This window comes from Kribbella flavida DSM 17836, assembly GCF_000024345.1.
In the GTDB taxonomy this organism is placed as follows: Bacteria; Actinomycetota; Actinomycetes; order Propionibacteriales; family Kribbellaceae; genus Kribbella; species Kribbella flavida.
Genome location: NC_013729.1, coordinates 6852604 through 6879278 on the forward strand (window position 1 = coordinate 6852604; position 26675 = coordinate 6879278).

A 26675-nucleotide genomic window follows, 5' to 3' on the forward strand; every position below is an offset into this window, starting at 1 on the left:
CCCGGCCGGGCAGTCCTCAGCTGTCTCCCGGACTCACACGTCCTGCGCCGCCGACGTCCGGGCGGCGTCCTTCGTCGGTCCGGCGCCGGCGTTGGCCCGGGCCTTGGACCGCTGCCCCTGCTCGGACTCGACCGCTGGGTGCTGGCCGAGCGCGGACATCGGTTCCCGCCCCGGCGGCTGGCTCGGCCGCGGCATCAGCGGCACCCGTTTGGTGAGCGGCCGGGTGACCGGCGCATCGGCGGTCACGGTGATCTCCTCGCCCGCGTGCAGGAAGGTGATCTGCGCGTCCGGGCCGTCGTGCACGGCGTACCTGACCTCGCGGTGGTGCGCCTCCACCCGCAGCCGAACGCCGCGCCAGCGCACCGAGAAAGCCAACTGGGACAGGCCGTCCGGCAGCGCCGGGTCGAAGCTGAGCATGCCGCCGCGCTCACGCAGGCCGCCGAAGCCCGCGACCATCGCCATCCAGGCCCCCGCGAGCGACGCCATGTGCAGCCCGTCGCCGCTGTTGCTGTGCAGGTCGAGCAGGTCGATCAGGGCGGCTTCGTAGGCGTAGTCGAAGGCGAGGTCGAGGTGCCCGACCTCAGCCGCCGCGACCGCCTGCACGCAGGCCGACAGTGACGAGTCGCGGACCGTCAACCGCTCGTAGTAGTCGAAGTTGCGGGCCTTCTCCTCGGCCGTGAACGCGTCACCGCACCAGTAGGTGGCCAGCATCAGGTCGGCCTGCTTGACCACCTGCTTGCGGTACAGCTCGAAGTACGGCGCGTGCAGCATCAGCGGGTACTTCCCGCGGGAGGCCTCGAAGTCCCACTCGGCGTACCGGGTGAACCCCGCCGACTGGGGGTGTACGCCGAGTTCCGCGTCGTACGGCACGTAGACCGCCGCGGCCGCGTCCCGCCAGGCGGCTTCCTCCTCGGCGTCGACGCCCAGCTCCCGGGCCTTGGCCGGCTGCTTGGCCGCGTACCTGGCGGCGGCCCGCAGGTTGCGGGCCGCCATCAGGTTGGTGAAAACGTTGTCGTCGGCAACGGCGCTGTACTCGTCCGGACCGGTCACGCCGGGCAGGTGCCACTGGCCGTCACGGTCGTGGTGGCCGAGCGACATCCACAGCCGTGCGGTCTCCACCAGCAACTCGATGCCGACCTCGGTCATGAACTTGTCGTCGGACGTCGCACAGTAGTAGCGGGTCACCGCCTCGGCGATGTCGGCGTTGATGTGGAACGCCGCCGTGCCGGCCGGCCAGTACCCCGAGCACTCCTGGCCGCGGATCGTCCGCCAGGGAAAGGCCGCGCCGCGCAGGCCGAGCACGGACGCGCGTTCCTTGGCCAGCGGCAGGATCGAGTGCCGCCAGCGCAACGCGTCGGCCGCGGCGTCCGGCATCGTGTAGGTCAGCGTCGGCAGCACGAAGCCCTCGGTGTCCCAGAACGTGTGCCCGTCGTACCCGGCGCCGGTCAGGCCCTTGGAGGGAATCGCCCGCCGCTCCGCCCGCGCCCCGGCCTGCAGCACGTGGAACAAGGCGAACCGGACGGCCTGCTGCAGCTCCGCGTGACCGTGCACCTCGACATCCGCCGCGTCCCAGAAGTCGTCCAGGAACTCGCGCTGCTGCTGGACCAGACCGTCCCAGCCGGAGAACTGCGCCCCGGCCAGCGCCGCCGCGACCTGGTCGCCGATCGCCGTCTCCGACCGCAGGCTGGACCAGCCGTAGGCAACGTACTTCACCACCCGCAGGCTCTGACCGGGCTTCAGCTCGCAGATCACCGTGCTGCGCGCCCAGTTCTCCTGGACGTCGACGTCCGTCTTCACCCGGGTGTCGGCTTCGACCTCGTGCGCCATCCCGGCGGCCATCAACTGCTCGCTCTTGCGGGTCCGGTGCACCAGGACGACGTCCTCGCGGTCGCCGTGCTGGGACACCGGCTCGAGCGGGTTCTCCAGCACGGCGGCGACGCGCGGGTCGTCGGACAGCCGGGGCTGGGTCTCGTTCGCGACCAGCTCGGACTGGACGACGAACCGGGTCGGCTGGTCGACCGGCTCGACGACGTACTCGATCGCGACGACGGCTCGCTGGGTGAGCGAGACCAGCCGGCGGCTGCGCACCTTGATCCGCTTGCCGCCCGGCGAGGTCCAGTCGGCCTCCCGCTGCAGGATCCCGGACCGGAAGTCGAGCACGCGTTCGTGGCTGTGCAGGTCGCCGTACCGGACGTCGAACGGCGAGTCGTCCACCAGCAGCCGGATCAGCTTGCCGTTGGTCACGTCGACCAGCGTCTGGCCGGACTCCGGGTAGCCGTAGCCGGCTTCGGCGTACGGGAGCGGGCGGCTTTCGTAGAAGGAGTTCAGGTAGGTGCCGGGGATGCCGAACGGCTCGCCCTCGTCCAGGTTGCCGCGCAGGCCGATGTGACCGTTGGACAACGAGAACAGGGACTCGGCCTGCTCCAGCCGATCGAGGTCGAGCTCGGTCTCCCGCAGCTGCCAGGGCTCGATCGGGTGGTGCGACCGGTCCATCACTTGTCCTCCCCGTCGAGCAGCTCGGCCAGGTCCTGCACGACGATGTCGGCGCCGTGCTGGCGCAGCTCCTCGGCCTGACCGACCCGGTCCACCCCGACCACGTAGCCGAAGGCACCGGCCCGGCCCGCCGCCACGCCGGCCAGCGCATCCTCGAACACCACCGCCTCGGTCGGATCGACTCCGAACTGCTGCGCCGCGGCCAGGAAGGTGTCCGGCGCGGGCTTACCGAGCAGCTGCTCGGTGCGGATCGTCACGCCGTCCACCCGCAGCTCGATGTACTGCGCGAGGCCGGTGACCTCCAGGACCTCGGCGGTGTTCGCGCTGGACGAGACCACCGCCCGGCGGAGTCCGGCCTGCTCGGCGGCCTGCAGGTAGCGACGGGAGCCCTCGAACACCCGGACGCCCTCGGTCCGGATCCGGCGCTGCACGGCGTCGTTCTTGCGGTTGCCGAGCCCGTTGACCGTCTCAGCCGCCGGCGGATCGTCCGGCGTGCCCTCCGGCAGCGTGATGCCCCGGGCGGCCAGGAAGTCGCGCACCCCGTCGACCCGCGGCTTGCCGTCGACGTACTGCTCGTACTCCGCACCCGCGTCGAACGGCGTGAACTCCGGCCCGAACCGGGCCCGGAGGAAGGCGTCGAACATCTCCTTCCAGGCCGCGGCGTGCACCGCCGCGGTGTCCGTGAGCACCCCGTCCAGGTCGAACAGGCAGACCTTCACCCCTGCGGGCAGTCCCAGCATCGTTCACCTTCCCGTCGCGCACGCCCGATGGGCGGACTCGTTCCTGAGCCTAGGGCATGCCTGACGGGCCCCTGCCGTAGCGAGCAGGTGCTCGGCGAGGTGCCGTGCCGAGCGCCGCGCAGTAGGCAGGGGACCGTCAGACATGTCTAGCCAGTACCCCGGCGACGAACAGTGAAGACAGGTCAGACGATGTGCCAGCGCACCAGGAACGCGCCGACGGACAGGACCAGGTAGATCAGCACCAGCAGGACCCCGAGGCCGGGGCGCGGGCGGGACCGGCGGACGGGCCGGCCGGCCGCGGCCTGACGGGCGGCCTCGATCACCGCGGCGACCTCGGCGGTGCGGTCCCGGCGGATCCCGTTGATCTCGTTCTCGTCCTGGCCGGAGCCGAGCACCACCGAGTCGTCCCCGGTCTCGACCCGGTCGACGTCCTGCCAGGCGAGGCTGCGGACCAGCAGGCTGGTGCGCGCCTTCAGCGTGGTCGCGGTGATCTCCACCCGGTAGAGCACGATGCCGCCCGCGACCCGGACCACCGACGCCCCGATCAGCGTGAACAGGCCGACGGCGAGCAAGTCGCGGGCCCCCATCCACAGCCAGGAGTTGAGCAGCGGGACCGCGGCGAACGGCAGCACGAACAGGGCCCAGGCCCACCAGGGCGCCGGGTCCAGCGGCACCCGCCAGGGCAGCGCGGGCAGCGGCCCGCCGGCCGGTGCGGCGCCGGCCGGTACCGCGTCGGCCGGGCGGTCCGGGGCGCTCGCGGACGCCGGGTTCACCGAACGATTACCCATGGGCGGGACCATAGTCGACTCATCCCCTGTACCTGGCAGGAAACTGCGGCGACAACAGTAACGGTCGCAGCACCCACCGTGTTACTCGGCCGCCAGGTCCCTCGACCGGTTCCGGGCCGCCTCGATCGCGGACAGGAACGCGGCCCGGACCTTGTGGTCCTCCAGCTCGCGGACCGCGGCCGCCGTCGTACCGCCCGGCGAGGTGACCCGCTCGCGCAGCACGGTCGGGTGCTCACCGGTCTCCCGGAGCAGCTTCGCCGAGCCGACCACGGTCTGCACGACCAGCTCGGTCGCGGTGGACCGCGGCAGGCCCATGTGCACGCCGGCCTCGATCATCGCCTCGACCACGAAGAACAGGTACGCCGGCCCGGAGCCGGAGACGGCGGTGACCGCGTCCTGCTGCTTCTCCGGCACCCGGATCACCCGGCCGGTCGCGGACAGCAGGCCCTCGGCCAGCACCAGGTGGCTCTCGTCGCAGTGCGCGCCGCGGGAGATCGCGGCCATACCCTCGTCGACCAGGGCCGGCGTGTTCGGCATCACCCGGACCACCGCGACGCCGTCGGGCAGCCGGGACTCGATGAAGCCGGTGGTGATGCCGGCGGCGAGCGAGACGACGGTCTGGCCGGCCCGCACCACCGGCGAGATCTCCGCGAGCAGCTCCGGCATGTCCTGCGGCTTCACCACCAGCACCAGGGTGTCGGCCTTCGCCGCGGCGTCGACGTTGCTCACCACGTCCACGCCGTACCGCTCGCGCAACTCGGTGGCACGCTCCTCGCGGCGCTCGGTGATCAGCAGGTCCGCCGGTCGCCGGCCGGCCCGCAACAGGCCGGACAACAAGGTCTCGCCCATCACACCGGCGCCGAGAATCGCTACCTGCCCGTACTCGCTCATGCCCTCAGGCTAGCCGCCGGCCCACCCAATCCCCGCCCAACGTCTCGTGGGTCAACCCATCAAGCGCAGGGTTGGCCCACCAGAATTCCATGGGCCAACCCTGCGTCCGATGGGTTGACCCACGAGACGGCGCCGCGATCAAGGCGTACGTCGACGTGTGCGGCGGCCGGCGGGTGGGGTGCCTGACCCGGTGGAGGAATCGTGGCCGGCCGGACCGGCCTACTTCTTGCTGATCAGCGAGCGGGCGAAGAACTGCAGGTTGGCGGGGCGCTCGGCCAGCCGGCGGACCAGGTAGCCGTACCAGTCGGCGCCGTACGGGATGTAGACCCGGACGGTGTTGCCCTCGCGGGCCAGCCGGAGCTGCTCCTCGGGGCGGATGCCGTAGAGCATCTGGTACTCGAAGCTGTCCCGGGACCGGTTGGCGCGGGCGGCCAGCGAACCGGCGATCGCGATCAGCCGCGGGTCGTGCGAGGCGATCATCGGGTAGCCGTCGCCGTTCATCAGCACCTTCATCGCCCGCACGTAGGCCTTGTCGACGGCCTGCTTGTTCTGGAAGGCGACCGACTCCGGCTCCTTGTACGCGCCCTTGCACAGCCGCACCCGCGACCCGGCGTACGCGAGGTCGACGCAGTCCGCCTCGGTCCGGCGCAGGTAGGCCTGCAGCACCGCGCCGGTCTCCGGGAAGTCCTTGCGCAGCTCGTGCAGGATCCCGAGCGTCGAGTCGGTGGTGGTGTGGTCCTCCATGTCGAGGGTCACCGTGGTGCCGGCGTTGCGAGCGGCCAGGCAGATCGTGCGCGCGTTCTCCAGCGCGATCTTCTCGCCGTCGCCGGGCAGCGCCTGGCCGACCGCGGACAGCTTCACCGAGACCTCGGCGTGCTGGGTCAGGCCGGCGGCGGCCAGCTGCTTGAGCAGCTCGACGTAGGCGTCGGCGGTCGCGCTCGCGGTCGCCAGGTCGGTGGTGTCCTCGCCGAGGTGGTCGAGGGTGACGTTCAGCCCGTTGCTGACCAGCTTCTCGGTAGCCAGCACGGCCTCCGGCGCGGTCTCGCCGGCGACGAACCGCGCGACGATGCCGCTGGACACCGGCAGCGACGAGACGGCGTTCTTGATCTGGGGACTGCGGGACACGCCCAGCAGAACTCGGCGAAGCACGACGCGTTCCTCCTCATCACCCACCCGGCCCCGTATGCCAGGGGTGTCAGCAGGCTACGCGCCTGGACCGGACCGCCCCTAATCGTGTGGCCAGTACCACACCAGTACGTCGACTGGTCCGGATCTGCCGCCCTCAGCTTCCCGGAGCCGGGGCGTTCGGACAAGCGCTTCGGCGTCAACTGCCGAGGTGGCTCAGGTTCTGCCAGCCGGGATCGGGGCTGGTGGTGAGGGAGACGTGTCCGTGCGGCCAGCCGGTGGTGGCGGCATGCAGCTGCGCGGGGGCCGGCGTACTGCCGTCGACGTAGTAGTGCAGGGTCCGGGCGCCGGCCATCGTCTCGTGCGCGAGCAGCCGGCCGGAGTCGCCCAGCCGCCGGGTCAGATGGTCTTCCAGGTCCCGCAACTGGTCCAGCATGTCCGCGTCGGGTAGGCCGTCGTCGCGTCCGGTCGGGTAGCTGATCGTCACGCCGACGTGGGTGTCCAGGTGCGGCAGCCGGATCGAGCGCAGCGGCACCTCGGTGGTCGCGATCAGCCGCCGGCCCTCCACGAAGCCTTCGAGCAGCCGCCACGTCGGGTCGCCGGTGTCGGTGGTGAAGCCGGCGGCGAAGGCGGCGACCGCGGGCAGCAGTTCGGTGATCGGCACCAGGCCCTCCGGGGGATCGACCAGCGTCTCGACCGCGCCGACCCAGGTCTCGGTCATCTCCTCGCCGAGCGACAGGTCCAGCAGCAGGAAGGTGATCCGCCGCTGAGCCTCGTCGGGCAGCCGCGCGAACGCCGGGTGGTGAACGCCGACGTGCACGGCGGCGGCCCGTTCGTCCGGCTCGATGGTGACCAGCGCTTCGTCCGAGACCACCGGCGGCAGACCCTCGAACTGGATGGTCACGGCCGGCGAGGGACGGCGCAGGTCGGCGTACTCCCAGAGCCGGTCGGACGGCGGGGCCGCGCGCAACCAGCGCCGGGCGGTCGCGCGGGTCGCCGGATCGCCCGCCGCGGTGACGACCAGGGTGTGCTCGGCATGCAGACCTGGACCGAGCTCCCAGTCCAGGCCGGGGTCGATCGCGCGCACGTGCTCGGACAGCACACCGCTGGTGGCCGCCGGGTCCTTCCGTGCGACGGCGGCCGCGACCTGCTCGGCGCCGGCGGCCGACCACCAGCCCCAGAACGCCTCGATCGGGTCGGCCACCGGCCGCCGCTTGAAGATGCGCATGTCCACCATCCTCCCTCGCGGCAGGCGCACCCTCCGTGCAGCAGCGAAGACGCCCGCGCCCGGGACGGAATCAGGCAGTACGGGATCAGGCGGGACAAAAGCAGGCGGCAGGGATCACGCGGTACGGCGCCGGAGCGTGGCGGCCCCGAGCACGAGCGCCCCCACGATGAAGCCGGCCACCACCAGCGCGTCGGTCCCGGCCCCGTTGCCGAACCCGTTGCCGGCCGCAACACCGGCGACCGCGTCCACGGCGTACGAGAGCGGCAGCACGTCGCTGACCGCCTCCAGTACGCCGGGCAGGCGGTCGCGCGGCACCAGCAGACCGCAGAGCAGCAGTTGCGGGATCATGACCGCCGGCATCAGCTGCACAGCCTGGAACTCGGTCGCCGCGAACGCGCTGGCGAGCAACCCGAGCGCCGTGCCCAGGATGCCGTCGAGAACGGCGACGACCGCGAGCTGCCAGGCCGCGCCACGGATGTCGAGATCCAGGGCGTACAGCGCGATCGTCACCACCACCCCGGCCTGGACGACGGCGATCAGCGCAAAGGCGAGCGCGTAGCCGAGCAGGAAGTCCAGCTTGCCCATCGGCAGCGTGAACAGTCGCGCGAGCGTGCCGCCGGCCCGCTCCCGCAGCGTCGCCACCGACGTGACGACGAACATGATGATCGACGGGAACACCGCCAGCAGCGGCCCACCGACCCGGTCGAAGGTGGCCGGCGCATCAGTGAACATCCACCACATCAGGCTGACCAGCAGAGCCGGCAGCAGGATCAGCATCGCGACCGTGCGGTGGTCCCGGCGCAGCTGGGCCAGCACCCGGGCCGCGACGGCGAACGAGACGCGCGGTGTCATCGCGCACCAGCCTTTCGGTCGATCAGGGTGAGGAACGCCTGCTCGATGTCCGCGGTTCCGGCCGCGGCGAGCAGGTCGGCGGGAGTGTCGTCGGCGAGCAGTTCGCCGTCCCGCATCAGCAGGAGACGGTCGCAGCGGCTCGCTTCGTCCATCACGTGGCTGGAGACCAGCAGCGTCGCGCCGTCCCCGGCGAGCCGGTGGAACAGCTGCCACAGGTCGCGCCGCAGGACCGGGTCGAGGCCGACCGTCGGTTCGTCGAGCACGAGCAGGTCGGGATCGCCCAGCAGCGCCGCGGCCAGCGACGCGCGGGACTTCTGACCGCCGGACAGCCGATCCACCCGGACGTCGGCGTGACTGCCCAGGTCGACGGCGTCGATCACCCGGCCGACCTCGGCGGAGCCGGCCCCGAGCACGGCGGCGAAGAAGCGCAGGTTCTCGGTCACCGTCAGGTCGCCGTACACGCTGGGCTCCTGGGTGACGTAGCCGATCCGGCCGCGCAGCTTGGGCGCACCGGCGGGCAGGCCGAGCACCCGCACGTCGCCGGTGACCTTGGCCTGCAGGCCGACGATCGCGCGGATCAGGGTGGTCTTGCCGCAGCCGGACGGCCCGAGCAGGCCGGTCACCGACCCGGTGGCGAGATCGAAGCCGACCCCGTGCAGCACTTCGCGCTCACCCCGGACGACGGTGACGTCGCGACACTCGACCGCATTTTTCATCATGTGATGAATTTAGGACGGCGTGCGGCCGAAGGTCAAGGGGCAGTGGTGTCAGCCGGTCAGGTAGTGCTGCAGGGCGGGAGCGATCCGGTCGACCAGCTCGGCCGCCGGCTCGGTGGTGATCGGGTCCAGCTCGAGCACGTAGCGGGTCAGGGCGAGACCGACCAGCTGGCTGGCCACCAGGCTCACCCGCAGCCGGGCGTCGGGGACGTCGAGGGCCTTGGAGACCGGGGCGATGACCATCCGGGTCAGGCCTTCGCGCATCAGCTGGGCGACCTGGTCGCTGCTGACCATGCTGCGCAGCAGGGCCTTCATCCGTTGCTGGCCGTCGGGCGACTCCCAGACGCCGAGGAACACGGTGACGATCCGCCGGCCCAGGTCGTCGACGGGACCGTCGAGAATGGTGGCCGCCACCTGCCGGGGATCGATCGGCAACGCCATCGCCTCGACGAACAGCTCGTCCTTGCCACCGAAGTAGTGGTGCACCAGGGCCGCGTCCACCCCCGCGTCCCGCGCGACGCCCCGGATCGACGTCGCCGCGAACCCCTTGCCCGCAAAGGATTCCCGCGCGGCCCGCAGGATCTCCCCGCGGGTGTCGGGCCCGCCCGGCCGCCGCCCCGGCGACCGGGCGGTCACGAGGTCAGCTCCGACACCTCGCCGTCGCTGGTGACGGCGAAGCCGGAGCGACGGGAGGAGCGGGCGGCGTCGGCGGTGCGCACGAAGTGCTTGCGGGTGAACTCCAGCGACTCGATCAGGTCGACCTCGCGCTCGGAGCGGCTGGACGCCCGGCGGGTGTTGATCTCGATGATGAGGTGCCCGCGGAAGTCGTTGTTCGCCAGCCCGTTCAGCAGGTCGGCGGCCCGCTGCGTGCCGCGGCCGGGCACCAGGTGCTCGTCCTTGGCCGACCCGGTCCCGTCGGTCAGGTGCACGTGCTTCAGCGTGCTGCCCATCGTCGCCGCCAGCTCGACACAGTCCTGCTCGGCGGTCGAGGAGTGCGACAGGTCGAGCGTGGTGTGCGCGTAGCTCTGCTCGGTCGGGTCCCAGCTCGGCGCGTACGCCTGCAGCCCCTTGCCCGGCGCCCGCCACGGGTACATGTTCTCGACCGCGAAGACGATCCCGGTCTCCTGCTCCAGCCGGGCGATGCCCTCGACGAACCCGCGCGCGTAGTCGCGCTGCCAGCGGAACGGCGGGTGCACCACCACGACGTCCGCGCCGAGGTCCTTGGCGGCCTCGGCGCTGCGCTCGAGCTTCTCCCACGGGTCGGTGCCCCAGACCCGCTGGGTGATCAGCAGGCACGGCGCGTGGATCGCGAGGACCGGCAGCTGGTGGTACTCGACCAGCCGCTGGATCGCGTCGATCTGCGTGCTCAGCGGGTCGATGCCCACCATCACCTCGATACCGTCGTACCCGAGCCGGGCGGCCAGCTCGAACGCGCTGGCGGTCGACTCGGGGTAGACGGAGGCGGTGGACAGGCCGATCTTCGCGGCCGAGCGGGTGCTCATCGGTAGGTGCCTTCGAAGGAGTTAGGCGTGAGTTGACGGGGGTTGCAGCTGGTCCAGCTGGGACAGGATGACACCTTCGCGCAACGCCCACGGGCAGACCTCGAGCAAGGTCAGGTCGAACAGGTCCATCACCGCGTCCGCGACCAGGGCGCCGGCCATCAGCTGGCCGGCCCGGCCGGGCGAGACGCCGGGCAGCTCGGCGCGTTCGGCCGCGCTCATCGCGATCAGCTTCGGCATCCACTCGGCCAGGTCGTCGCGGTGCAGCGAGCGCGGCACGTACGGGCCCTCGTCGGACGGGGCGGCGCCGCAGATCCGGGCCAGCGACCGGAACGTCTTGCTGGTCGCCACCGAGCGCTGCGGCCGGCCGGCCCGCAGCACGTCGCCGGCCACCGCGGCCATCTCGACCCGGATCCGCTTGCGCAGGGCCTTGACCTCGTCCTTGTCCGGCGGGTCGGTGGTGAGACCTTCCCGGGTCAGTCGGCCCGCGCCCAGCGGCACCGACACCGCGACCGTCGGCTCCTCGTCGGAACCGGACGCGATCTCCAGCGATCCGCCACCGATGTCGAACACCGCGAGCCGCCCCGACGACCAGCCGAACCACCGGCGGACGGCCAGGAACGTCAGCCGCGCCTCGTCCTCGCCGCTGAGCACCTGCAGGTCGACGCGGGCCTCGGTCCGGACCCGCTCGAGCACGGTCTCGCCGTTCGGCGCCTCGCGCAGCGCGGAGGTCGCGAACGCCAGCACCGACTCACAGCCCTTGTCCTCGGCCAGCTCGGCCGCCTCCTGCACGAAGGAGACCAGCTCGTCGGCACCGGCGCGGTCGATGTTGCCGCCCGCGTCCAGGTGCTCGGCCAGCCGCAGCTCGGTCTTGTGCGAGTACGCCGGCAGCGGCGCGGCACCACGATGAGCGTCCACCACGAGCAGATGGACGGTGTTGGATCCCACGTCGAGTACGCCGAGCCGCATACCCTCACGCTACTGGACGCTCTGCAGCTGCCTCGCTCCGCTCGGCGGATCGTGGGGCTGGAACTGCCGGTCTTCCCTCGTCGCTCCAGTCGCTTCGCTCCCTCCACTCCTCAGTCCAGACCGGGAGGCCCCACGACCTACCGACCCGACGATGCCGGAGATCGGGGACGGTGCGCGTACGCTTTTCAGGTGCCTGAGGTTTCTCTCGATTTCCCCCGTGCCTACGTCGAGTTCGTCGACCCCGACGACCCCGAGCAGGTGTTCCGCTGCGACCTGACCTGGCTGACCTCCAACTGGACGTGCATCTTCGGCGGCGGCTGCCGGGGCATCTACAAGGGCCGGCCGAACGACGGGTGCTGCACGCTCGGCGCGCACTTCTCCGACGCCGACGACGAGGAGCGGGTGAAGGGCTACGTCAAGCAGCTCGGCCGGGAGGACTGGCAGCTCCGCAAGGAGGGCAAGAAGAACGGCTGGGTGGAGACCGACGACGACGGCGACCGCAAGACCCGGGTCGTCGACGGCGCCTGCATCTTCCTGAACCGGCCGGGCTTCGAGGGCGGCGCCGGCTGCGCGCTGCACGGGCTCGCCCTGAAGCGGGGCGTGCACTTCGTCGAGACCAAGCCGGACGTCTGCTGGCAGCTGCCGATCCGCCGCACCTTCCGTGAGGTCGAGCGCCCGGACGGTACGACGTACACCGAGGTCGGGATCGGCGAGTACGACCGGCGCGGCTGGGGTCCGGGTGGGCACGACCTGGACTGGTACTGCACCGGCAACACCGAGGCGCACATCGGTGTCGAGGCGGTCTTCGAGTCGAGCAAGGTCGAGCTGCAGACGCTGATGGGCCTGAAGGCGTACGACGTGCTCGCGGAGTACTGCCGCCGGCACCTGGAGGCGGCGCGTCCGCTGCTGCCGCACCCGGCCTCTAAGTCGTGATCTTGCCTTCCCGGACGAGCCAGTCGACGGCTTCCCGGGTGGTGTCGAGAGCGGAGTAGCGGGGCCGGAAGCCGAGCAGGCGGGCGGCCTTGTCCATCGAGCAGTGCGGGCTGTGGGCGATGTGGTCCCAGGTGAGCTGGGCGTCCCGCTCGGACACCGTCCGCCGCCACTGGTCCCACGGCAGGAACGTCAGCCGCGCCTCGCGCCCGAACCAGGCCGCCGCGCCCTCGGCGTACCCGCGCAGCGTCAGCGCGCCGTCGGCCACCGCGTGGAAGCTCTCGCCGACCGCGACCGACCGGTTCGCCAGCGCGGCCAGGAAGACACCCGCGACGTCGGCGGCGTGCACGTGCTGGACCGTCTCCAGGCCGAGGTTCGGCAGCGCCAGCTCGTCGCCCCGGGCAAGCTTCTCGAAGACGCCGAGGTCGAGGTGGCCGGCCGGGTTGACCGGGGCCCAGCCCGGTCCGCTGATGTGCCCGGGGTGGATCAGCGTGACCGGGAGCCCGTCGCGGCGGGCCCGGTCCAGCAGGTAGGTCTCGATCGCCGCCTTCTGCACGCCGTAGTCGCCGAAGGGGCGGCGCGGCGCGTCCTCCCGGGTCGGCACGCTCGCACTCGGCCCGTGCACCCAGATCGTGCCGCAGTGCAACAGGTGCTGGACCTTCCCGTGCAGTGCCTCGGCCAGCTGCCGCGCGCTGTCCTCGGTGAAGCAGATCAGGTCGATCACCACGTCGGGCCGCAGCTCCGCCACCCGCGGCCCGAAGGTTCCCGCGGCGTCCTCGGCCGGCCGATCCGCCGCGACCATCTCCACCTGCTGCCACTCGCCGCTCGCCCGGTACGGCGTACGTTCGCCGCGGCTGAGCACGGTGACCTCGTGGCCGGCCCGGACCAGGCCGGGGACCAGGTAGGTGCCGATGTGACCGGTGCCTCCGACGACGACTGTGCGCATGGCCCGAGCCTAACCAGGCGGGCCGGTCAGCTCCGGGACGAGGTAAGGGTGCCCTTCGCTGCGACACCCCGGGTCGGCGGAGCCGGACGACGGGGACCAGAATGAACGTCATGCGCTTGGATCATCTGTCGTACGCGGCCGGACCCGACGGGTACCGCGCCACGGTCGAGCGGTTGTCCGCGCTGCTGGGGGCGGACTTCGTCGACGGTGGCGTACATCCGCGGTTCGGGACCGTCAACCACATCCTTCCGCTGGAGAACGACCGCTACATCGAGGTGGTCGACGTGCTCGACCACCCGGCGTCGGACAAGGCACCGTTCGGTCAGGCGGTCCGGGCCCGCAAGGAGCTCGGCGGCGGCTGGCTCGGCTGGGTGGTCGCGGTCCGGGACATGGAGCGGATGGAGAAGCGGCTCGGCCGCGACGCCGTACCGGGCAACCGGCACCGCCCCGACGGGACGAACCTGACCTGGCGGCAGATCGGCGTCAAGGGCCTGATGGCCGATCCGCAGCTGCCCTTCTTCATCCACTGGGACGACCTGTCCCAGCACCCGTCGGTCGGCGGCAAGGGCATCAAGCTGACCGCGCTGGAGATCGCCGGTGACCCGACCCGGGTGACGGACTGGATCGGTCACCCCGCGGACCACCTGCTGGACGACCTCGACGTCGCCTGGGTCGGCCCGAACGGTCAGCCCGGCCTGGTGGCCGCGATCTTCCAGACCCCGAACGGCATCGTCAGGCTGTGACCCGCCGCCAGATCCTCGCGATCTCCGGCATCCTCACCGGCGACCGGTCCCGCACCCGCCGCCTGCTCGAGCACGCGCTGTCCCTGGCCCCGGCCGCCGGGGCGGCGCCTGCAGCACCCCGCGGATCCGCCAACGGGCCGACGGATCGCGCCCGCCTCCGGCCGCGAACCGTCCGTCGAGGTCTCGCCGTTCACCGAGCGACTCGATGCCTATAGCAAATGCTTGGGCTGGCTGCCGTGGAGCAACGGGGTGCACGACGACCTCGGCGACCAGCCACGGCGGACGGCGTACCGGCGATTTGTTGCGGACGGCACCTTGCCGGGTGGGTACGCCACCGAGGACGGGGTGGGCCTGCACTACGTCGGCACCTCGTTGCAGGAAGCGGTGTCGGTGCGGCCGGACGCTCGGGCTTGGCATGTCACCGCGGACGGCTCCGGAGGGTGGCGGGAGCAGGAGATCGTGCCGCGTCTGCTGGAGCTCTAGACCCGCTCCAGGTCTTGCAGTGCGCTCTCCAGGTGGCCGAGCAGGCGCTGGAGGTGCGGCACGGTACGGCGGCTGCCGGTGAGGCCGAAGTGGAGCTGGCGGTCGTAGCTGGTGACGCTGATGTTGAGCGCCTGGCCGTTGAGCACGACGGACGCCGGGTACATTCCGAGCAGGCGCGAGCCGTTCCAGTACAGGGGATTCTCGACCGGCCCGGGAACGTTGGAGATCACCAGGTTGTACGGCGGCGGAGTGCGACCGGCGAGTCCGGGCAGTACTGCGGCTGGTCCGGCCGAGCCCATGCCCAGGGCGCCGATCATCAGGTTCTGCAAGGGGCTCAGTTCGGACAGCACCGCCTTGCCGTGACTGGTGGACTCCATCGTGCGGCGGATTCGGCGCTCCGCGTCGGGCTCGTCGGTCGCCAGGTCGGCGATCAGCGTTGCGAGTGAGTTGCCGCCGCCTGGGCCGTCCGCGGCCGTACCGCGCAGGGACACCGGGACCATGGCCGTCAAACCTTTGTCGGGAAGGGCGTTCAGCTCGAGCAGGTAGGAGCGCAGGGCGCCGCCGCACATGCCGAGCATGACGTCGTTCAGGGTAGCGCCGGTGCTGGCGCGGACGTTCTCCAGCCGATCCCTCGCCCAGGACTGCGCCGCGAACCGCCGGGCGCCGGTGATCGGCTGGTTGAGGATCGTGCGCGGAGCCTGGAACGCTCCGGGCGATTGCTGCGCCCGCACCGCGTTGCGCATCCCCACCGACGACAACCCCGCCAGCTCGGCCACGAAGCGGCCGGCACCACCTGCGGCGCGGCCGACGCCGGCCGCGGTCTGCGCCACCCGAGCCAGCGGAGGCTTCTGCTCAGCCCTGCCGACCGACGCCACCGTCGCCCCGCCTGGCGCGTTCTCCCCCGCACCCGGCAGGGCGTACGGCGCGGGCATGCCGGTGCGGTCCGGATCGGTGCTGAGCATCGCCTGCAGCAACCGCAGAGCGCTGACCCCGTCCAGCATCGAGTGGTGGATCTTGCTGTAGAGCGCGAACCGCCGCTGCTCGACGCCCTCGATCAGGTACATCTCCCACAGCGGCCGCCGCCGGTCCAGCAGCGTGCCGTGCAGGCGGGACGTCAACTCGAAGAGTTCCCGGTAGCGTCCCGGCCGCGGCAGCGCGGACAGCCGAACGTGGTACTCCAGGTCGACGTCGTCCTCCGGCTCCCACGACCAGTACCCGAGATCAACAGCCCGTTGCCGAACCCGCCGAGCAAAAACCGCGTTGACCGCCCGCGCCGCAAGCATGTCCTGGTACAACCCGGACACGAAGTCCTGCCCCGCCCCCTCCGGCAACTCGAACAACAACAACCCACCCACATGCATGGGCTGGTCGCGCCCTTCCCCGAGCAGAAACAACGCATCCAGCGGCCCTACCGCGGTCATCGACCCTCCCGGTTCCGCCGGTCACCGACGCCTCATCGTCGCCGCCGCGGCCCGGCCCGTCCACTCGGCGGGCCGGGAGGCCGACCCGCCTACCGGTCCAGCGGGCGGTAGTTCAGGCCGAGGGCTTCGATGCGGGTGAGGTGGGGCCGGAGCCGGGTCAGGAACTCGTCGTACGGGGTCTTGGGGGAGCCCCAGGCGCGTTCGGCGAAGGCGCAGAGGCGGGGCAGCAGCATGTAGCCGACCTGCTCGGGGTCCTCCATGTACTCCGTCCAGACCTGGCACTGGGTGCCGACGATCCGGGCCTGCTCCTCGGCGGTCAGGCCGGGCGGAAGCACCTCGAAGTCGTACACCTTCTCCAGCGGGGTGAAGTGGCCGATCGCCAGCGGCTCGGTCGCCGGGTCGCCCTGGTAGTAGTCGAAGTACACCGACTGGTTCGGCGCCATCACCACGTCGTGGCCGGCCTTTGCGGCCACCTCGCCGCGGTCCGGGCCCCGCCAGGCCATGATCACCGCGTCCTTCGGGCAGTCGGTCTCGACCATCTCGTCCCAGCCGACCAGTCGCCGGTTCTGCTCGGCCAGCACCGACGCCACCTGCGCGGTGAACCAGCCCTGCAGCTGACCGGCCTCGGTCAGCCCGAGCTCGGCCTGCCGCTGCTGCGCGGCCTCCGACTCGCGCCACTGAACGGCCGGGCACTCGTCCCCGCCGAGGTGGATGTACGGGCCGGGGAAGATCTCCAGCACCTCGCGCAGCACCGTGCGCACGAAGTCGACGGTCGCGTCGTTCACGTTCAGCACGTCCTCGCTGATGCCCCAGACCTGCCGGACGCCGAGCTGCCGGTCGGGGTGGTTGCCGAGCTCCGGGTACGCCGCGATCGCCGCCTGCATGTGCCCGGGCAGGTCGATCTCCGGAACCACGGTGATGCCGCGCTCGGCGGCGTACGCGACGATCTCGCGCAGGTCGTCCTTGGTGTAGAAGCCGCCGTGCCGGGTGCCGTCGTACTCGAACTCGGTCTGGTGGTGCTCCATCTTGCCGACCATGGTTTCCGGCCGCCAGGCACCGATCTCGGTCAGCTGGGGGAAGGCGTCGATCTGGACCCGCCAGCCCTGGTCGTCGGTGAGGTGCAGGTGCAGCACGTTCATCCGGTGCAGCGCGACCACGTCGACGACCTTGAGCACGAACTCCTTCGGCATGAAGTGCCGCGCGACGTCGAGCATCAGGCCGCGCCAGCCGAACCGCGGCGCGTCGGCGATCCGGACCGCGGGCACCGCGACCTCGCCGTCGCCGGCCGGCTCGGCGGCGTCCAGCAACTGCCGGTACGTCGTCTCCGCCCAGCGCAGCGCGTCCTCCGAGCCGCCGGACAGCCGGGCCCCGTCGGCTTGCACGTCGATCCGGTACTCGGTCTCGCCGAGGTTCTCCACCACCGTCCGGACCGCGTCGGCGACCGGGTCGGCGGTGACCCAGCGGGCGTCGTCGACGACGAGCTCACGCGGGGCGGGGACGATCGCGATATCGGGCATCCGGACTCCAAGAGGGTTCGATGAGCGCTTTCGGCAAGAACTCTGCCTAACAGGACCCTACAAGCGGTGGCCCACCGCCGAACAGCCACGGTCCACGCTCCGAACTGCGCAGAAGCTGTTGCCAGGAGCACTATCGAGCAGCGATGGTCCGGAGGGTCGCTTTCGCGCGCGGACGATTCGGCTTCCGGTGAATTCGCTGCCGCGACAGCGACCGCGGTGAGAGGGTGAGCCGGTGACCACCGATCGAAGACCCCAGGACCAGCCGCTCGACGAACGGGCGCCCGCGCAGGTGGACGCCGCCGGGCGAGCCGGGGCTCTGCAGCGGAGAACTCTGCAGGTGCTGGTGATCAGCAACGTCGTCGGCGGCGTCGCGGTGGCGAGCGGGTTCGCCGTGGCGGGCCTGCTGGCGGAGAACATCTCCGGCTCCACGTCGATGTCCGGGCTGGTCGCCACCTCGACCACCCTGGGCGCGGCGGTTCTCGCCGTACCGCTGGCCGGGCTCGCGCGCCGGCGCGGGCGACGGGTCTCACTCGCGACGGGGTACCTGATCGCGGTGACCGGCGCGGTGCTCAGCATCGTCGCGGCGCAGGTCGACTCGCTGGCCCTGCTCCTCATCGCGGGATGCCTGTTCGGCAGCGGCTCGGCCGCCAACCTGCAGTCCCGGTACGCCGCGACGGACGCCGCGGACCCGCGGTACGTCGCTCGCTCGTTGTCGGTGGTGGTCTGGGCGACGACCATCGGCGTCGTGGTCGGGCCGAACCTCACCGGACTCGGCGGCTCCGCCGGTGCGGCGGTCGGCGTGCTGCCGCTCGCCGGGCCGTACCTGTTCTCGGTCGTCGCGTTCGCGCTCAGCCTGGCGACGGTCTGGTTCGGCCTGCGCCGGCTGCAGCTGTCGACGCCGCGGACGAAGGTGGAGCGGCAACCGCTCGCGACGACGTTCCGCCGGGTGATGGCGATTCCCCACGCGCGGCTCGGTCTGCTGGCGATCGCGTCCGCGCACTCGGTGATGGTCGGCGTGATGTCGATGACCGCCGTGCACCTGCGCCACCACGGCGCTTCACTGACGGTGGTCGGGTTCGTGATCAGCGGCCACGTCGCCGGCATGTACGCGCTGTCGCCGGTGATGGGCTGGCTGGCCGACCGGCTCGGCCGGATTCCCACGATCGGCGTCGGCCTGGCAGTCCTGGCTGTCGCGATGGCGGTCGCCGCGCTGGCCCCGGACGAGGCGCACAGCCTGACCGCGCTCTCCCTGGTCCTGCTCGGCATCGGCTGGTCGGCCTGTCTGGTGGCCGGATCCACGCTGCTGTCCTACTCGGTGCCCGCCGACATCCGCACCTCCGCTCAGGGCCTGTCCGACCTCACCATGGGCGCGCTGGCGTCCATCGCGGGCACCGCCGCGGGCCCGATCCTGGCGCACCTGGGCTTCCACTGGCTCGCCGTGCTGTGCGCGCTGCTGCTGGTGCCGGTCGCGGTGATGGCCGCACTCACCCCTCAGCTTGCCTCAAGCAACAAAATTGACAGTGCGTGAGCCGGGCCGGAACCCGATGTCCTGGTAGAGCGCCCGTGCTTGCGGATAGCCGTCATCCCCGCGCGGGCAGACCAGCGCCCTGGTCCCACCCGCCTCCCGCAACGCATGCAGCGCAGCCAGGTCGACCGCCCGGGCCAGCCCGCGCCGCCGGTACGCCGGAGCGCAGCCGACGGGCTCGACCAGACCGACACCGCTCTGCTCGTCCAGCCAGATGAGCGCTGTCGCGACGAACTCCCCGGCTTCGTTCTCCACCACCCAGTCCAGCTCCGGCCGGTAGGGCCAGGCGGCCATCACCGCGGCGAAGGCCTCATCGGTGACTTTCGATGGGCCCCAGTCGGACCAGGCGGCGCGATGCCCGGCGGCGCGCTTCGCTACCTCGTCCCGTCGCACATGGCGCAGGGCGAAGCCTTCCGGCACGACAGGTTCGTCCAGCGCATCCAGCAAAGTCCAGTGGTGCGTGAAGAACGGCGCGTCCTCGTCCCGGCGGAACCCAGCCGCCTCCAAAGCCGCGATCAGGTGTGCCTCGGTGTCCAACACACTGGAAGCCAGTTCCGACCCGTCAGCCGTGGCCCGGAACCACTGCACAACCACCTCAGCCAGCTCCGGCCGGGCCGGATCAACCACCGGCAAGAGATAACCCGGCTCCGCGAGCCACCCCCAGGCGACGATCTCTCCCGCGTCCCGCCAGACCGCCGTACGCCAGCTGTCCTGCCGGTGGAGCGTTGCATTCAGCTCCCAGGCCAGGTCCCCGATGTGGAAGCGCGAGGCCGGGCTCCAGGTCCGCTGGACGAGCTCCTGCATGTCCTGGAGGCCGTCGCGGCCGGCGTACTCGGTCTTCTGCACAGGTCGGAGCATCACAGGGGCGGACGGACGGCTCAACTGCTTATTGCTGGGAGCCCCATTCCCACAGCGCCCGCAGTGCCGGCACGAGCGCTCGGCCGCGCGGGGTGAGGGCGTAGGACACCCGGGGCGGCCAGCCGCGCTGCCGGGTGCGCTCGAGCACTCCACTGGTGGTCAGCTGCTGCAGCCGGTCGGTGAGGACTTTGTCGGACAACCGCGGCAGACCTTCGCGCAGCTGCGTGAAGCTCCGGTCGCCGTGCCGGAACTCGCCGATGATCAGGGCCGTCCAGCGGCCACGCAGCGCGTCCAGCGCGACGTCGACAGGGCAGGCGGGCGGAAGCTCGGCGTCCAGCGCCTCGCAGGGCTGCAGGAGACCAACCGTTTGGTGAGCCACGACGCGCGCTCCTAGCTTCGGGAATCGGAGTGTCCCAACTTCTACCACTGGAGCGGAACGATGCGAATCCACTCGCTGAACTGCGGCACGATGACGTCCGGCGGACCGGGTGAGCCACCCGCCGTCTGCCACTGCCTGCTGATCGAGACCGACGCCGACGGATTGGTCCTCGTCGACACCGGACTGGGCACAGTGAACATCGCGGACCCGGTCGGCTCGCTCGGCGAGGACTTCATCGGATGGGCGGCGCCGGTGCTGCGGTCCGAGGAGACAGCGGTTCACCAGATCGAGCAGCTGGGGTTCGTGGCGTCCGACGTACGGCACATCGTCGTGACGCACCTGCATCGCGACCACTGTGGTGGGCTGCCGGACTTCCCCCACGCAGCTGTCCACCTGCACCAAGCCGAGCACGACATCGCCACGCCTGGCGGCGGCATCTACCTGAACGCCGCCTACGCGCACGGCCCTCAATGGGTCACGTACGCCGGCTCGGGCGGTGACGAGTGGATGGGCTTTGCCGGAGTGCGTGAGCTGGTCGGGTTGCCGCCGGAGATCCTGATGGTGCCGCTACTCGGGCACACGCCGGGTCATGTCGGTGTAGCGGTCGAGGGTGACGACGGCTGGTTGCTGCACGCCGGTGACGCGTACTTCCACCGGAACGAGCTACGAGCCGACGGTCAGTGGCCAGAGACCTGGGACCTGCTGCAGGCACGAGCTGAGACGGACCGTACGTCGCGCCTGGAGAACCGGGACCGGCTCCGGGAGGCGGTACTGCGCTCCGACGGCCCGCTGGTGTTCTCGGCGCACGACCCGGTCGAGTACGCGGGGCGTGCCGGCGCTTGACTAGGGTTTCGGCGTGAGCATCGCCGACGGTGGGATTCCCAGCCCGAACATCTGGCACCACCCGCAGACCTACGAGATCGAGAACCGGGCCGTCGACCCGGACGGGGTGATCGAGCCGGCAATGCGGGCGATCCGGGACTGGGCCGGGGCGACCGTGCTGGATCTGGGCTGCGGCACCGGGTTCCACCTGCCGCTGTTCGCGGCGACGGCGGCCCGGGTGATCGGGGTGGAGCCGCACGGCACGCTGGCCGAGGCGGCGCGGCGGCGGACCCGGGGACTGGCGAACGTCGAGGTGCGGCAGGGCACAGCGCAGCAGGTGCCGCTGCCGGACGCGTCGGTCGACGTGATGCACGCGCGCTGGGCGTACTTCTTCGGGCCCGGCTGCGAACCGGGCCTGGCCGAGCTCGACCGGGTGATGCGGCGCGGCGGTACGGCGTTCGTGATCGACAACGACGCCGGCCGGTCCACCTTCGGCCGCTGGTTCGCCGAGGCGTACCCGATGATCAAGGCGCCCGCAGTGGAACGGTTCTGGACCTCCCGCGGCTGGCAGCGCACCGAGCTGGACATGGGCTGGCGGTTCGAGAGCCGGGCCGACTTCGAGGCGGTGGTGCGGATCGAGTTCAAGCCCGAGGCCGCCGAGCGCATCATCGCGACGCATCCGGGCACCGAGGTCGACTACGCGGTCAACCTGTGGAGCCGCACCTACTAGCAGCGGACACGCGATCCGCTGCGGTGAGCCGCAACGCCCCCTAAGGTGAGCATTCGCCACTGACCTGGGGAGGCGCCTCACCGGCATGGACGGACTGCTGCTCGAACGCCTGCTGCCAGCACTCCCCGAACGGGTCGGTGTCGCCGCCGGCCAGCAGGCAGCGCTGGTGGTCGGGACCACCGCCCAGGCCCGCCAGTGCGCCGACGTGATCGCCGGACTCGACGACCCACCGCCCGGTGCCGTCGTGAAGAGCAGCGGCACCGTCCGGCTCGTCCCCGCCGAGGGCGGTCTGCTGCCGCACCTCACCGTGCTCGGCAACGTCGTGCACGGCCACACCGTGACGCACCGCGTGACCCGGCAGGCTGCCGAGGAGCAGTGCCGGATCACCTCCACCAACTGCGGGCTGGACGACGTCCTGGACCGCTACCCGCACGAGATCACGCCGGGCCGCCGCCGTCTGACCGGACTGGCCCGGGCACTGCGCGCGCAGCCGTCGGTGATCGTGCTGGAGGACGCAGCGGGCCTGCCGACGTGGGGTTCGCTGCTGCGGCCGGACCACATGACCGAGCTGTGGTCGATCGCGGTTCTGCTGATCACCACCGACCCGGCCCGCGCAGCTGGTTTCGCACCACGGTTCGACGCGAGGTCCGAGACGTGATCAGCCGACGAGTGGTCCTCGCCGCAGCCGCCGCCACCGCCGTGTCCGGCTGTACTCCGGACGTTCTCGGTCTGAGCCGGAGCGTGCGGGTGGCAGTGAGCTGGGGCGGTCCGGAGCTGCGGGCCTTCCACCGGGTGCTGGACGGACTCGGCAAGCTGGAGTACCCGGTCGAGGTGGTTCCGCTCGGCGACGACATCTCCACCGCGTTCGGCGCCCGCTCGGCTCGTCGCCCGGACATCGTGATGCTGCCGCGGCCGGGCCTGGTTCCTCTGCACCGCGACAACCTGGAGCCGATGCCGGCCGAGTTGGCCGAGCGCGGCCGGGCCCGGCTCTGGGACGAGCTGCTGACCCGTGACGGTACGACGTACGGGCTGCCGTTCAAGACGGCGCACAAGTCGGCGGTCTGGTACCGGCCGTCGGTGTTCCGCGCGGCTGGGGTGGAGCCACCGAAGCTCTGGTCCGAGTGGCTCGCCGTGAACCGGTCACTGTCCGCCGGTGGAATCCGGCCGCTGGCCCTGGCCGCCGGCGACGGCTGGGTGCTCACCGACTTCCTGGAGAACGTCCTGCTCGGTACGGCGCCGGCGGCGTACCGGGCGCTGGCGGTGTCCGACCAGCCGCGGCCGTCCCAGCTGCCGGAGTTCGGCGACGCGCTGCGCCTGCTGGCAACGGCCTGGGCTGCACCGGGCACGCTGGCCGGTGGGGTCGAGCGGTCGTTGGTGCAGCAGTTCCCCGATGCCGTCGTCGAGGTGTTCGGGCATCGCCGGGCCGCGATGGTGCTCGCGTCGGACTTCGCCGAGCCGGTGATCCGCGGCTTCGCCACGGACCCGTCGGACGTCGGGCTGTTCACGTTCCCGCCGTTCCGGCCGGGCACCGCCGCTCCGGTGGTGGTCGGTGGCGACGTGATGGTCGTACCGCGGCCGGCGACCGACGACGCGTGGGACCTGGTCCGGCGCCTCGCTGCGCCCGCGGCGGTGGACCCGTGGATCGCGACCGGCGGCTTCATCGCCGACGGACGCACCACCGGCTACTCCCCCGAGCTCACCCGGCTGGCGGAGCAGCTGGTCACCCCGGGAGCCGCCCTGCAGTTCGACCTGTCCGACCGGCTCGGCTCGCTGGGCGACATCAACGGCGTGTGGCGCGTGCTGACCGACCTGCTGATCCGGGTCGGCAACCGCGGTAGCGAACTGGTGCCGGACGCCGTACGGTCGGCGCTGGACGAGCTGGCGAAGGTGGAGAGCTGATGGGCCTGCGCAGCAACGGCTTGTCGCTCGAGATCGCGGGCCGTCCGATCGTCGGGCGACCGGTGCCCGGCAAGCCGCGCCGCCCGGCCGGCCCTTACCTGCTGGGCCTGCCCGCACTGCTGCTCAGCAGCCTCTTGCTGATTCCGGTCGCGCTGACCGTGGTCGCCGCGTTCCGGCTGCCGGACGGGTCGTTCGGACTGGACAACTTCGCGGTGATGGGCGACCCGGCCGCGTTGCATGCCGTACGCAACAGCCTGGCCTGGGTGGCCGTCGCCCTGGCGCTGGTCGTCGTCGGCTTCCTGCTGGCCGTGGTGAGCTACCGCCTGCCCGCCCTGTCGTCGTTTCTGCAACCAGCGTTGGTGATTCCGTTCGCGGTGTCGGTGCTGGCCTCCGGTGCCACCTTCCGGCTGATCTTCGACCCGGCACCCGAGCGGGGCACGGTCACCGCGGTCTGGACGTCGCTGTTCGGCTCGAGTCCGGTCTGGCTCGGTCCAGGGCTCTTCTGGCTGGTCCTGGTGTCGGCCTTCGGCTGGACCTGGCTCGGGTACGTCGTGTCGCTGTTCCGGGCCGGCCTGGACGCGATCCCCGACGACGTGAGCCGCACCATCGCGGCCGAGGGGGTGACCGGCTGGCGCCGGTGGCGGGTGCTCGAGCTGCCCCTGCTCCGGCCGATCACTGGTGTCGTCACGCTGACCCTGGTGATCGCCGCGGTCCGCGTGTTCGACCTGGTGCTGATCGTTGTGCCCGGCCCGATGCAGCGCGACGCGGAGGTGCTCGGCCTGAACTGGTGGCGCGCGACCAGCGCCGGCGACGATCCCGGCCGGACGGCGGCACTCGGCGTCGTCCTGTTCGCCATCGTCGCCGCGGTCGCGGTGATCGGCGTCCGGGGCCTGCGGCGACGACGCTGGGCGATGCCGGCCACCGTCGTACCGGCTGATCCGTCGCTGCGCAGACCCAAGCCCAGCAAGAGAGTCCGGCGAATCGGATGGACCGCCGGCTTCGCCGTCAGCCTGTTCTGGATCCTGCCGGCCGTGATGCTGGTCGCCACCGCGCTGCACTCCCCCGGCGAAGCCGGACTGCGCGGCTGGTGGTCCCTGCGTGGACTGGGCTTCGAGTCCTTCACCGCGGCTGCCAACGTGGGGCTGATGCGTGCACTGCTGTCGACAGTGCTGATCTCCTCGATCGCCACGGGCGTCCTGCTCGTGATCGCCGTACCCACGGCGTACCTGGTCGCCTGGGGTGGACTGCCGACCTGGCTGGGCCGCGTGGTCACGTCCGGGTTCGTCGTGCTCGCGGTGACGCCGGTGCAGATGTACGCCGCTCCGCTGCGCGAGGCGATCGATGCCGCGGGACTCACCGGCTCGCGGATCGCCTTGGCTCTGGTGCATGCCGCCGCTGGTCTGCCGTTCGCTGTGCTGTTGCTGCGCTCGGCGTTCGCATCGGCTCCCCCAGTGCTGGTGGCCGAAGCCCTGCAAGGTCCCGCGCGGCAGAGGGCCGTACTGGCGACTGTGCAGCGGACCTATCGGCCCGCGCTGGTGGCGGTGGCCGTGCTGGAGTTCGTGCTGGTGTGGAACGACTTCATCGTCGGCTTCCTGATCAGCGGAGCCGGTACGACGCCGCTGTCGCTCGTGCTGTGGGGCGAGGCGCGGCAGTTCTCCACCTCGGGTGGAACGGTCGCGGCGGCAGCCCTGGTTGCCTCTGTGGTGCCGGCGGTCCTGATGCTGTCCTTCTGGCGCACGGTTGTCCGCGGACTGACGGTCGGGGGCAGGCCATGAGCACCGAGGACTCTCCCGAGGAGAAGCCGGCCGCGAAAGGCGAGCGGCGGCGCGGCGACATCTTCGGCATCAGCGCGCTCGCCTCGGCCCTGCTGTCCGGCCTCGCCGGCGAGAAGCTGGCGCAAAGCCTCGACAGCGGCGGGTGGGTCGGTGTCGTCGGCATCAGTCTGACGATCGGCTTCGCCTTGATCTGGGCGATTTACAACGCCCCGGTCGGTCTGCGGCGGTACCGGCGCTGGCGGGCGGGCGCCGCCGGCATCGAGACGTCCGGCGAGGTACATGCCGTCGCCGAGGAGGCCGAGCAGTGGCTGGTGTCGTTGGGCTCCAGCTCCGGTGGCCTGGCCGCAACAGCGTGGTTCGAGCTGAACGAGCTGCGCCTGCGCAACCTGCTGGCGAACGAGAAGCCGGATGCCGACTCTGCGGACGACCTCGCGCGCATCTGCGACGCGCTGGAGGCCTGGTACATCACCCGTCACGAGCCGGCCGAGCTCCTGGACCTGAGCGACTACCTGACTGCCGTAGCCGACGGGTCCGGTCGGCGAGATCTGCTGGAACTGGCTGCTGCGCGCGCGGCTACGGCGTACCGGATGCTGGGGGATCTGGAGACGGCGAGCACCAAGCTGGGTATCTCCGACAACGTCGCACCGGCTAGACGCGGGCACAGCCGGACAGCGGCCGCACTGGAGACGCGGCGGCAGGTCGAGCGCGCCTTGCTGCACCTGGCACGCGCCGACGCGGCTCCTGCAGGCAATGACCGCGAGGAAGCCGCGCTCAACGCCCGCGACCGCCTCGACGACGCGCGGCTCAGCCGGCCCGGCCCGGACGTGGCGGGTGACGTGGCGATCGCGATCAACCTCGCGATTGTGCACCTGTACCAGCAGGACCCCGAAGGTGCTCTGGACCAGCTCCGGCCCGCGGCAGCACGGGCCACCACGGCGGGTGACACCAGCGGGCAGGCGCACGCCTTCGAACTGACCGGCGTCGCAGCCTGGATGCTGGAGCGCCCGGACGAGGCGAAGAAGTGGTGGCAGCATGCCGAGCACCTCTACGCGGAGATCGACGAGCGGGAAGGGCAGGGCCGCTGCCTGCAGCACCTGGGCTCGGCGGCGGTGGTCGCCGGCGAACGGGAGAAGGCGAGGGAGTTGCTGCAGCAGAGTGCGTTGCTGCGGTCGTTCGAGAGCCCGACGCTGGTGACCTACCTGGAGGCCGCGACCGAGACCGGTACGCCGCCCGAGGTTCCGCCCGAACCGCGGCGGGCCACCGTCGGCCGGATCCGCCGCCTGATCGACCGCTGGCTGTTGCGCTGAGGCATTCTGTCGGTCCCATCGCCTAGGTTGTCGGGCATG

At 71.5% G+C, this 26675-nt stretch carries 26 protein-coding genes; 10 read left to right on the forward strand and 16 right to left on the reverse strand.

Annotated features, from left to right (window positions below; translation table 11 throughout):
• Positions 1–33 precede the first annotated feature (33 nt).
• From KFLA_RS31775 to KFLA_RS31825, 11 genes are all read right to left on the reverse strand, one after another.
• Positions 34–2493, reverse strand: coding sequence for a glycoside hydrolase family 65 protein (locus KFLA_RS31775; RefSeq protein ID WP_012923947.1), 2460 nt, complete (start codon positions 2491–2493; stop codon positions 34–36).
• Positions 2493–3233 (reverse strand): beta-phosphoglucomutase family hydrolase, encoded by a 741-nt coding sequence (locus KFLA_RS31780; RefSeq protein ID WP_012923948.1) that lies wholly within the window; start codon positions 3231–3233, stop codon positions 2493–2495. Before KFLA_RS31780 ends, KFLA_RS31775 begins: the two co-directional genes overlap by 1 nt.
• Before the next feature lie 182 nt (positions 3234–3415).
• Positions 3416–4021, reverse strand: a complete 606-nt coding sequence (locus tag KFLA_RS31785) for a hypothetical protein (RefSeq protein WP_202797047.1) — start codon at positions 4019–4021, stop codon at positions 3416–3418.
• An 81-nt stretch (positions 4022–4102) separates the two neighbouring features.
• Positions 4103–4912: a pyrroline-5-carboxylate reductase gene (gene proC, locus KFLA_RS31790; RefSeq protein ID WP_012923950.1), complete on the reverse strand. Its 810-nt coding sequence runs from the start codon at positions 4910–4912 to the stop codon at positions 4103–4105.
• A 219-nt stretch (positions 4913–5131) separates the two neighbouring features.
• The gene (locus tag KFLA_RS31795) at positions 5132–6061 is read right to left on the reverse strand and encodes a proline dehydrogenase family protein (protein WP_012923951.1); all 930 of its coding nucleotides are present in this window, start codon (positions 6059–6061) and stop codon (positions 5132–5134) included.
• A gap of 175 nt (positions 6062–6236) precedes the next feature.
• A complete protein-coding gene (locus KFLA_RS31800) occupies positions 6237–7265 on the reverse strand; it encodes a DUF695 domain-containing protein (RefSeq protein ID WP_012923952.1) in 1029 nt (342 codons plus the stop codon).
• Positions 7266–7379: 114 nt separating this feature from the next.
• On the reverse strand, positions 7380–8117 hold the full coding sequence (locus tag KFLA_RS31805; RefSeq protein WP_012923953.1) for an ABC transporter permease: 738 nt from the start codon (positions 8115–8117) through the stop codon (positions 7380–7382).
• Positions 8114–8836 carry an ABC transporter ATP-binding protein gene (locus KFLA_RS31810; RefSeq protein WP_012923954.1) on the reverse strand — a complete coding sequence of 241 codons (723 nt, stop codon included), beginning with the start codon at positions 8834–8836 and terminating at the stop codon, positions 8114–8116. The genes KFLA_RS31805 and KFLA_RS31810 overlap by 4 nt, the downstream gene beginning before the upstream one ends.
• 48 nt (positions 8837–8884) lie before the next feature.
• Complete coding sequence (locus KFLA_RS31815) at positions 8885–9469, reverse strand: TetR/AcrR family transcriptional regulator (protein WP_012923955.1); 585 nt, start codon at positions 9467–9469, stop codon at positions 8885–8887.
• Positions 9466–10335, reverse strand: a complete 870-nt coding sequence (locus KFLA_RS31820; RefSeq protein ID WP_012923956.1) for a sugar phosphate isomerase/epimerase family protein — start codon at positions 10333–10335, stop codon at positions 9466–9468. Before KFLA_RS31820 ends, KFLA_RS31815 begins: the two co-directional genes overlap by 4 nt.
• A gap of 21 nt (positions 10336–10356) precedes the next feature.
• Complete coding sequence (locus KFLA_RS31825) at positions 10357–11301, reverse strand: Ppx/GppA family phosphatase (RefSeq protein ID WP_012923957.1); 945 nt, start codon at positions 11299–11301, stop codon at positions 10357–10359.
• A 189-nt stretch (positions 11302–11490) separates the two neighbouring features.
• Here KFLA_RS31825 and KFLA_RS31830 point away from each other — a divergent pair, with 189 nt between their 5' ends.
• Positions 11491–12234 carry a DUF3109 family protein gene (locus KFLA_RS31830; protein WP_012923958.1) on the forward strand — a complete coding sequence of 248 codons (744 nt, stop codon included), beginning with the start codon at positions 11491–11493 and terminating at the stop codon, positions 12232–12234.
• Here KFLA_RS31830 and KFLA_RS31835 read toward each other — a convergent pair.
• Entirely contained in the window at positions 12224–13177 is a 954-nt protein-coding gene (locus KFLA_RS31835; RefSeq protein ID WP_012923959.1) for an NAD-dependent epimerase/dehydratase family protein, read from the reverse strand. The genes KFLA_RS31830 and KFLA_RS31835 overlap by 11 nt on opposite strands.
• Before the next feature lie 110 nt (positions 13178–13287).
• Here KFLA_RS31835 and KFLA_RS31840 point away from each other — a divergent pair, with 110 nt between their 5' ends.
• Both KFLA_RS31840 and KFLA_RS31845 read left to right on the forward strand, forming a co-directional pair.
• Positions 13288–13920, forward strand: a complete 633-nt coding sequence (locus KFLA_RS31840) for a VOC family protein (RefSeq protein WP_041289571.1) — start codon at positions 13288–13290, stop codon at positions 13918–13920.
• A gap of 222 nt (positions 13921–14142) precedes the next feature.
• Positions 14143–14403 (forward strand): type 1 glutamine amidotransferase family protein, encoded by a 261-nt coding sequence (locus KFLA_RS31845; protein ID WP_148256785.1) that lies wholly within the window; start codon positions 14143–14145, stop codon positions 14401–14403.
• Here the strand turns inward: KFLA_RS31845 and KFLA_RS31850 are convergent.
• Complete coding sequence (locus KFLA_RS31850) at positions 14400–15824, reverse strand: WS/DGAT/MGAT family O-acyltransferase (protein WP_012923961.1); 1425 nt, start codon at positions 15822–15824, stop codon at positions 14400–14402. The genes KFLA_RS31845 and KFLA_RS31850 overlap by 4 nt on opposite strands.
• 89 nt (positions 15825–15913) lie before the next feature.
• Positions 15914–17341, reverse strand: coding sequence for a beta-N-acetylhexosaminidase (locus tag KFLA_RS31855; RefSeq protein WP_012923962.1), 1428 nt, complete (start codon positions 17339–17341; stop codon positions 15914–15916).
• A gap of 232 nt (positions 17342–17573) precedes the next feature.
• On the opposite strand from KFLA_RS31855, the gene KFLA_RS31860 reads away from it, so the two are divergent.
• Positions 17574–18869, forward strand: a complete 1296-nt coding sequence (locus KFLA_RS31860; protein WP_012923963.1) for an MFS transporter — start codon at positions 17574–17576, stop codon at positions 18867–18869.
• On the opposite strand, the gene KFLA_RS31865 is transcribed toward KFLA_RS31860, so the two are convergent.
• The gene (locus tag KFLA_RS31865; RefSeq protein ID WP_041289573.1) at positions 18843–19712 is read right to left on the reverse strand and encodes a GNAT family N-acetyltransferase; all 870 of its coding nucleotides are present in this window, start codon (positions 19710–19712) and stop codon (positions 18843–18845) included. The genes KFLA_RS31860 and KFLA_RS31865 overlap by 27 nt on opposite strands.
• A 40-nt stretch (positions 19713–19752) precedes the next feature.
• Entirely contained in the window at positions 19753–20103 is a 351-nt protein-coding gene (locus tag KFLA_RS31870; protein ID WP_012923965.1) for a winged helix-turn-helix transcriptional regulator, read from the reverse strand.
• A 60-nt stretch (positions 20104–20163) separates the two neighbouring features.
• Here KFLA_RS31870 and KFLA_RS31875 point away from each other — a divergent pair, with 60 nt between their 5' ends.
• From KFLA_RS31875 to KFLA_RS31900, 6 genes are all read left to right on the forward strand, one after another.
• A complete protein-coding gene (locus KFLA_RS31875; RefSeq protein ID WP_012923966.1) occupies positions 20164–20946 on the forward strand; it encodes an MBL fold metallo-hydrolase in 783 nt (260 codons plus the stop codon).
• 13 nt (positions 20947–20959) lie between these two features.
• Positions 20960–21655, forward strand: a complete 696-nt coding sequence (locus KFLA_RS31880; protein ID WP_012923967.1) for a class I SAM-dependent methyltransferase — start codon at positions 20960–20962, stop codon at positions 21653–21655.
• A gap of 85 nt (positions 21656–21740) precedes the next feature.
• A complete protein-coding gene (locus tag KFLA_RS31885) occupies positions 21741–22313 on the forward strand; it encodes a P-loop NTPase family protein (RefSeq protein WP_012923968.1) in 573 nt (190 codons plus the stop codon).
• Entirely contained in the window at positions 22310–23554 is a 1245-nt protein-coding gene (locus KFLA_RS31890; protein WP_012923969.1) for an ABC transporter substrate-binding protein, read from the forward strand. The genes KFLA_RS31885 and KFLA_RS31890 overlap by 4 nt, the downstream gene beginning before the upstream one ends.
• Entirely contained in the window at positions 23554–25329 is a 1776-nt protein-coding gene (locus tag KFLA_RS31895) for an ABC transporter permease (protein WP_012923970.1), read from the forward strand. Before KFLA_RS31890 ends, KFLA_RS31895 begins: the two co-directional genes overlap by 1 nt.
• The gene (locus tag KFLA_RS31900) at positions 25326–26636 is read left to right on the forward strand and encodes a hypothetical protein (RefSeq protein WP_012923971.1); all 1311 of its coding nucleotides are present in this window, start codon (positions 25326–25328) and stop codon (positions 26634–26636) included. Before KFLA_RS31895 ends, KFLA_RS31900 begins: the two co-directional genes overlap by 4 nt.
• The last annotated feature ends 39 nt before the right edge of the window (positions 26637–26675 follow it).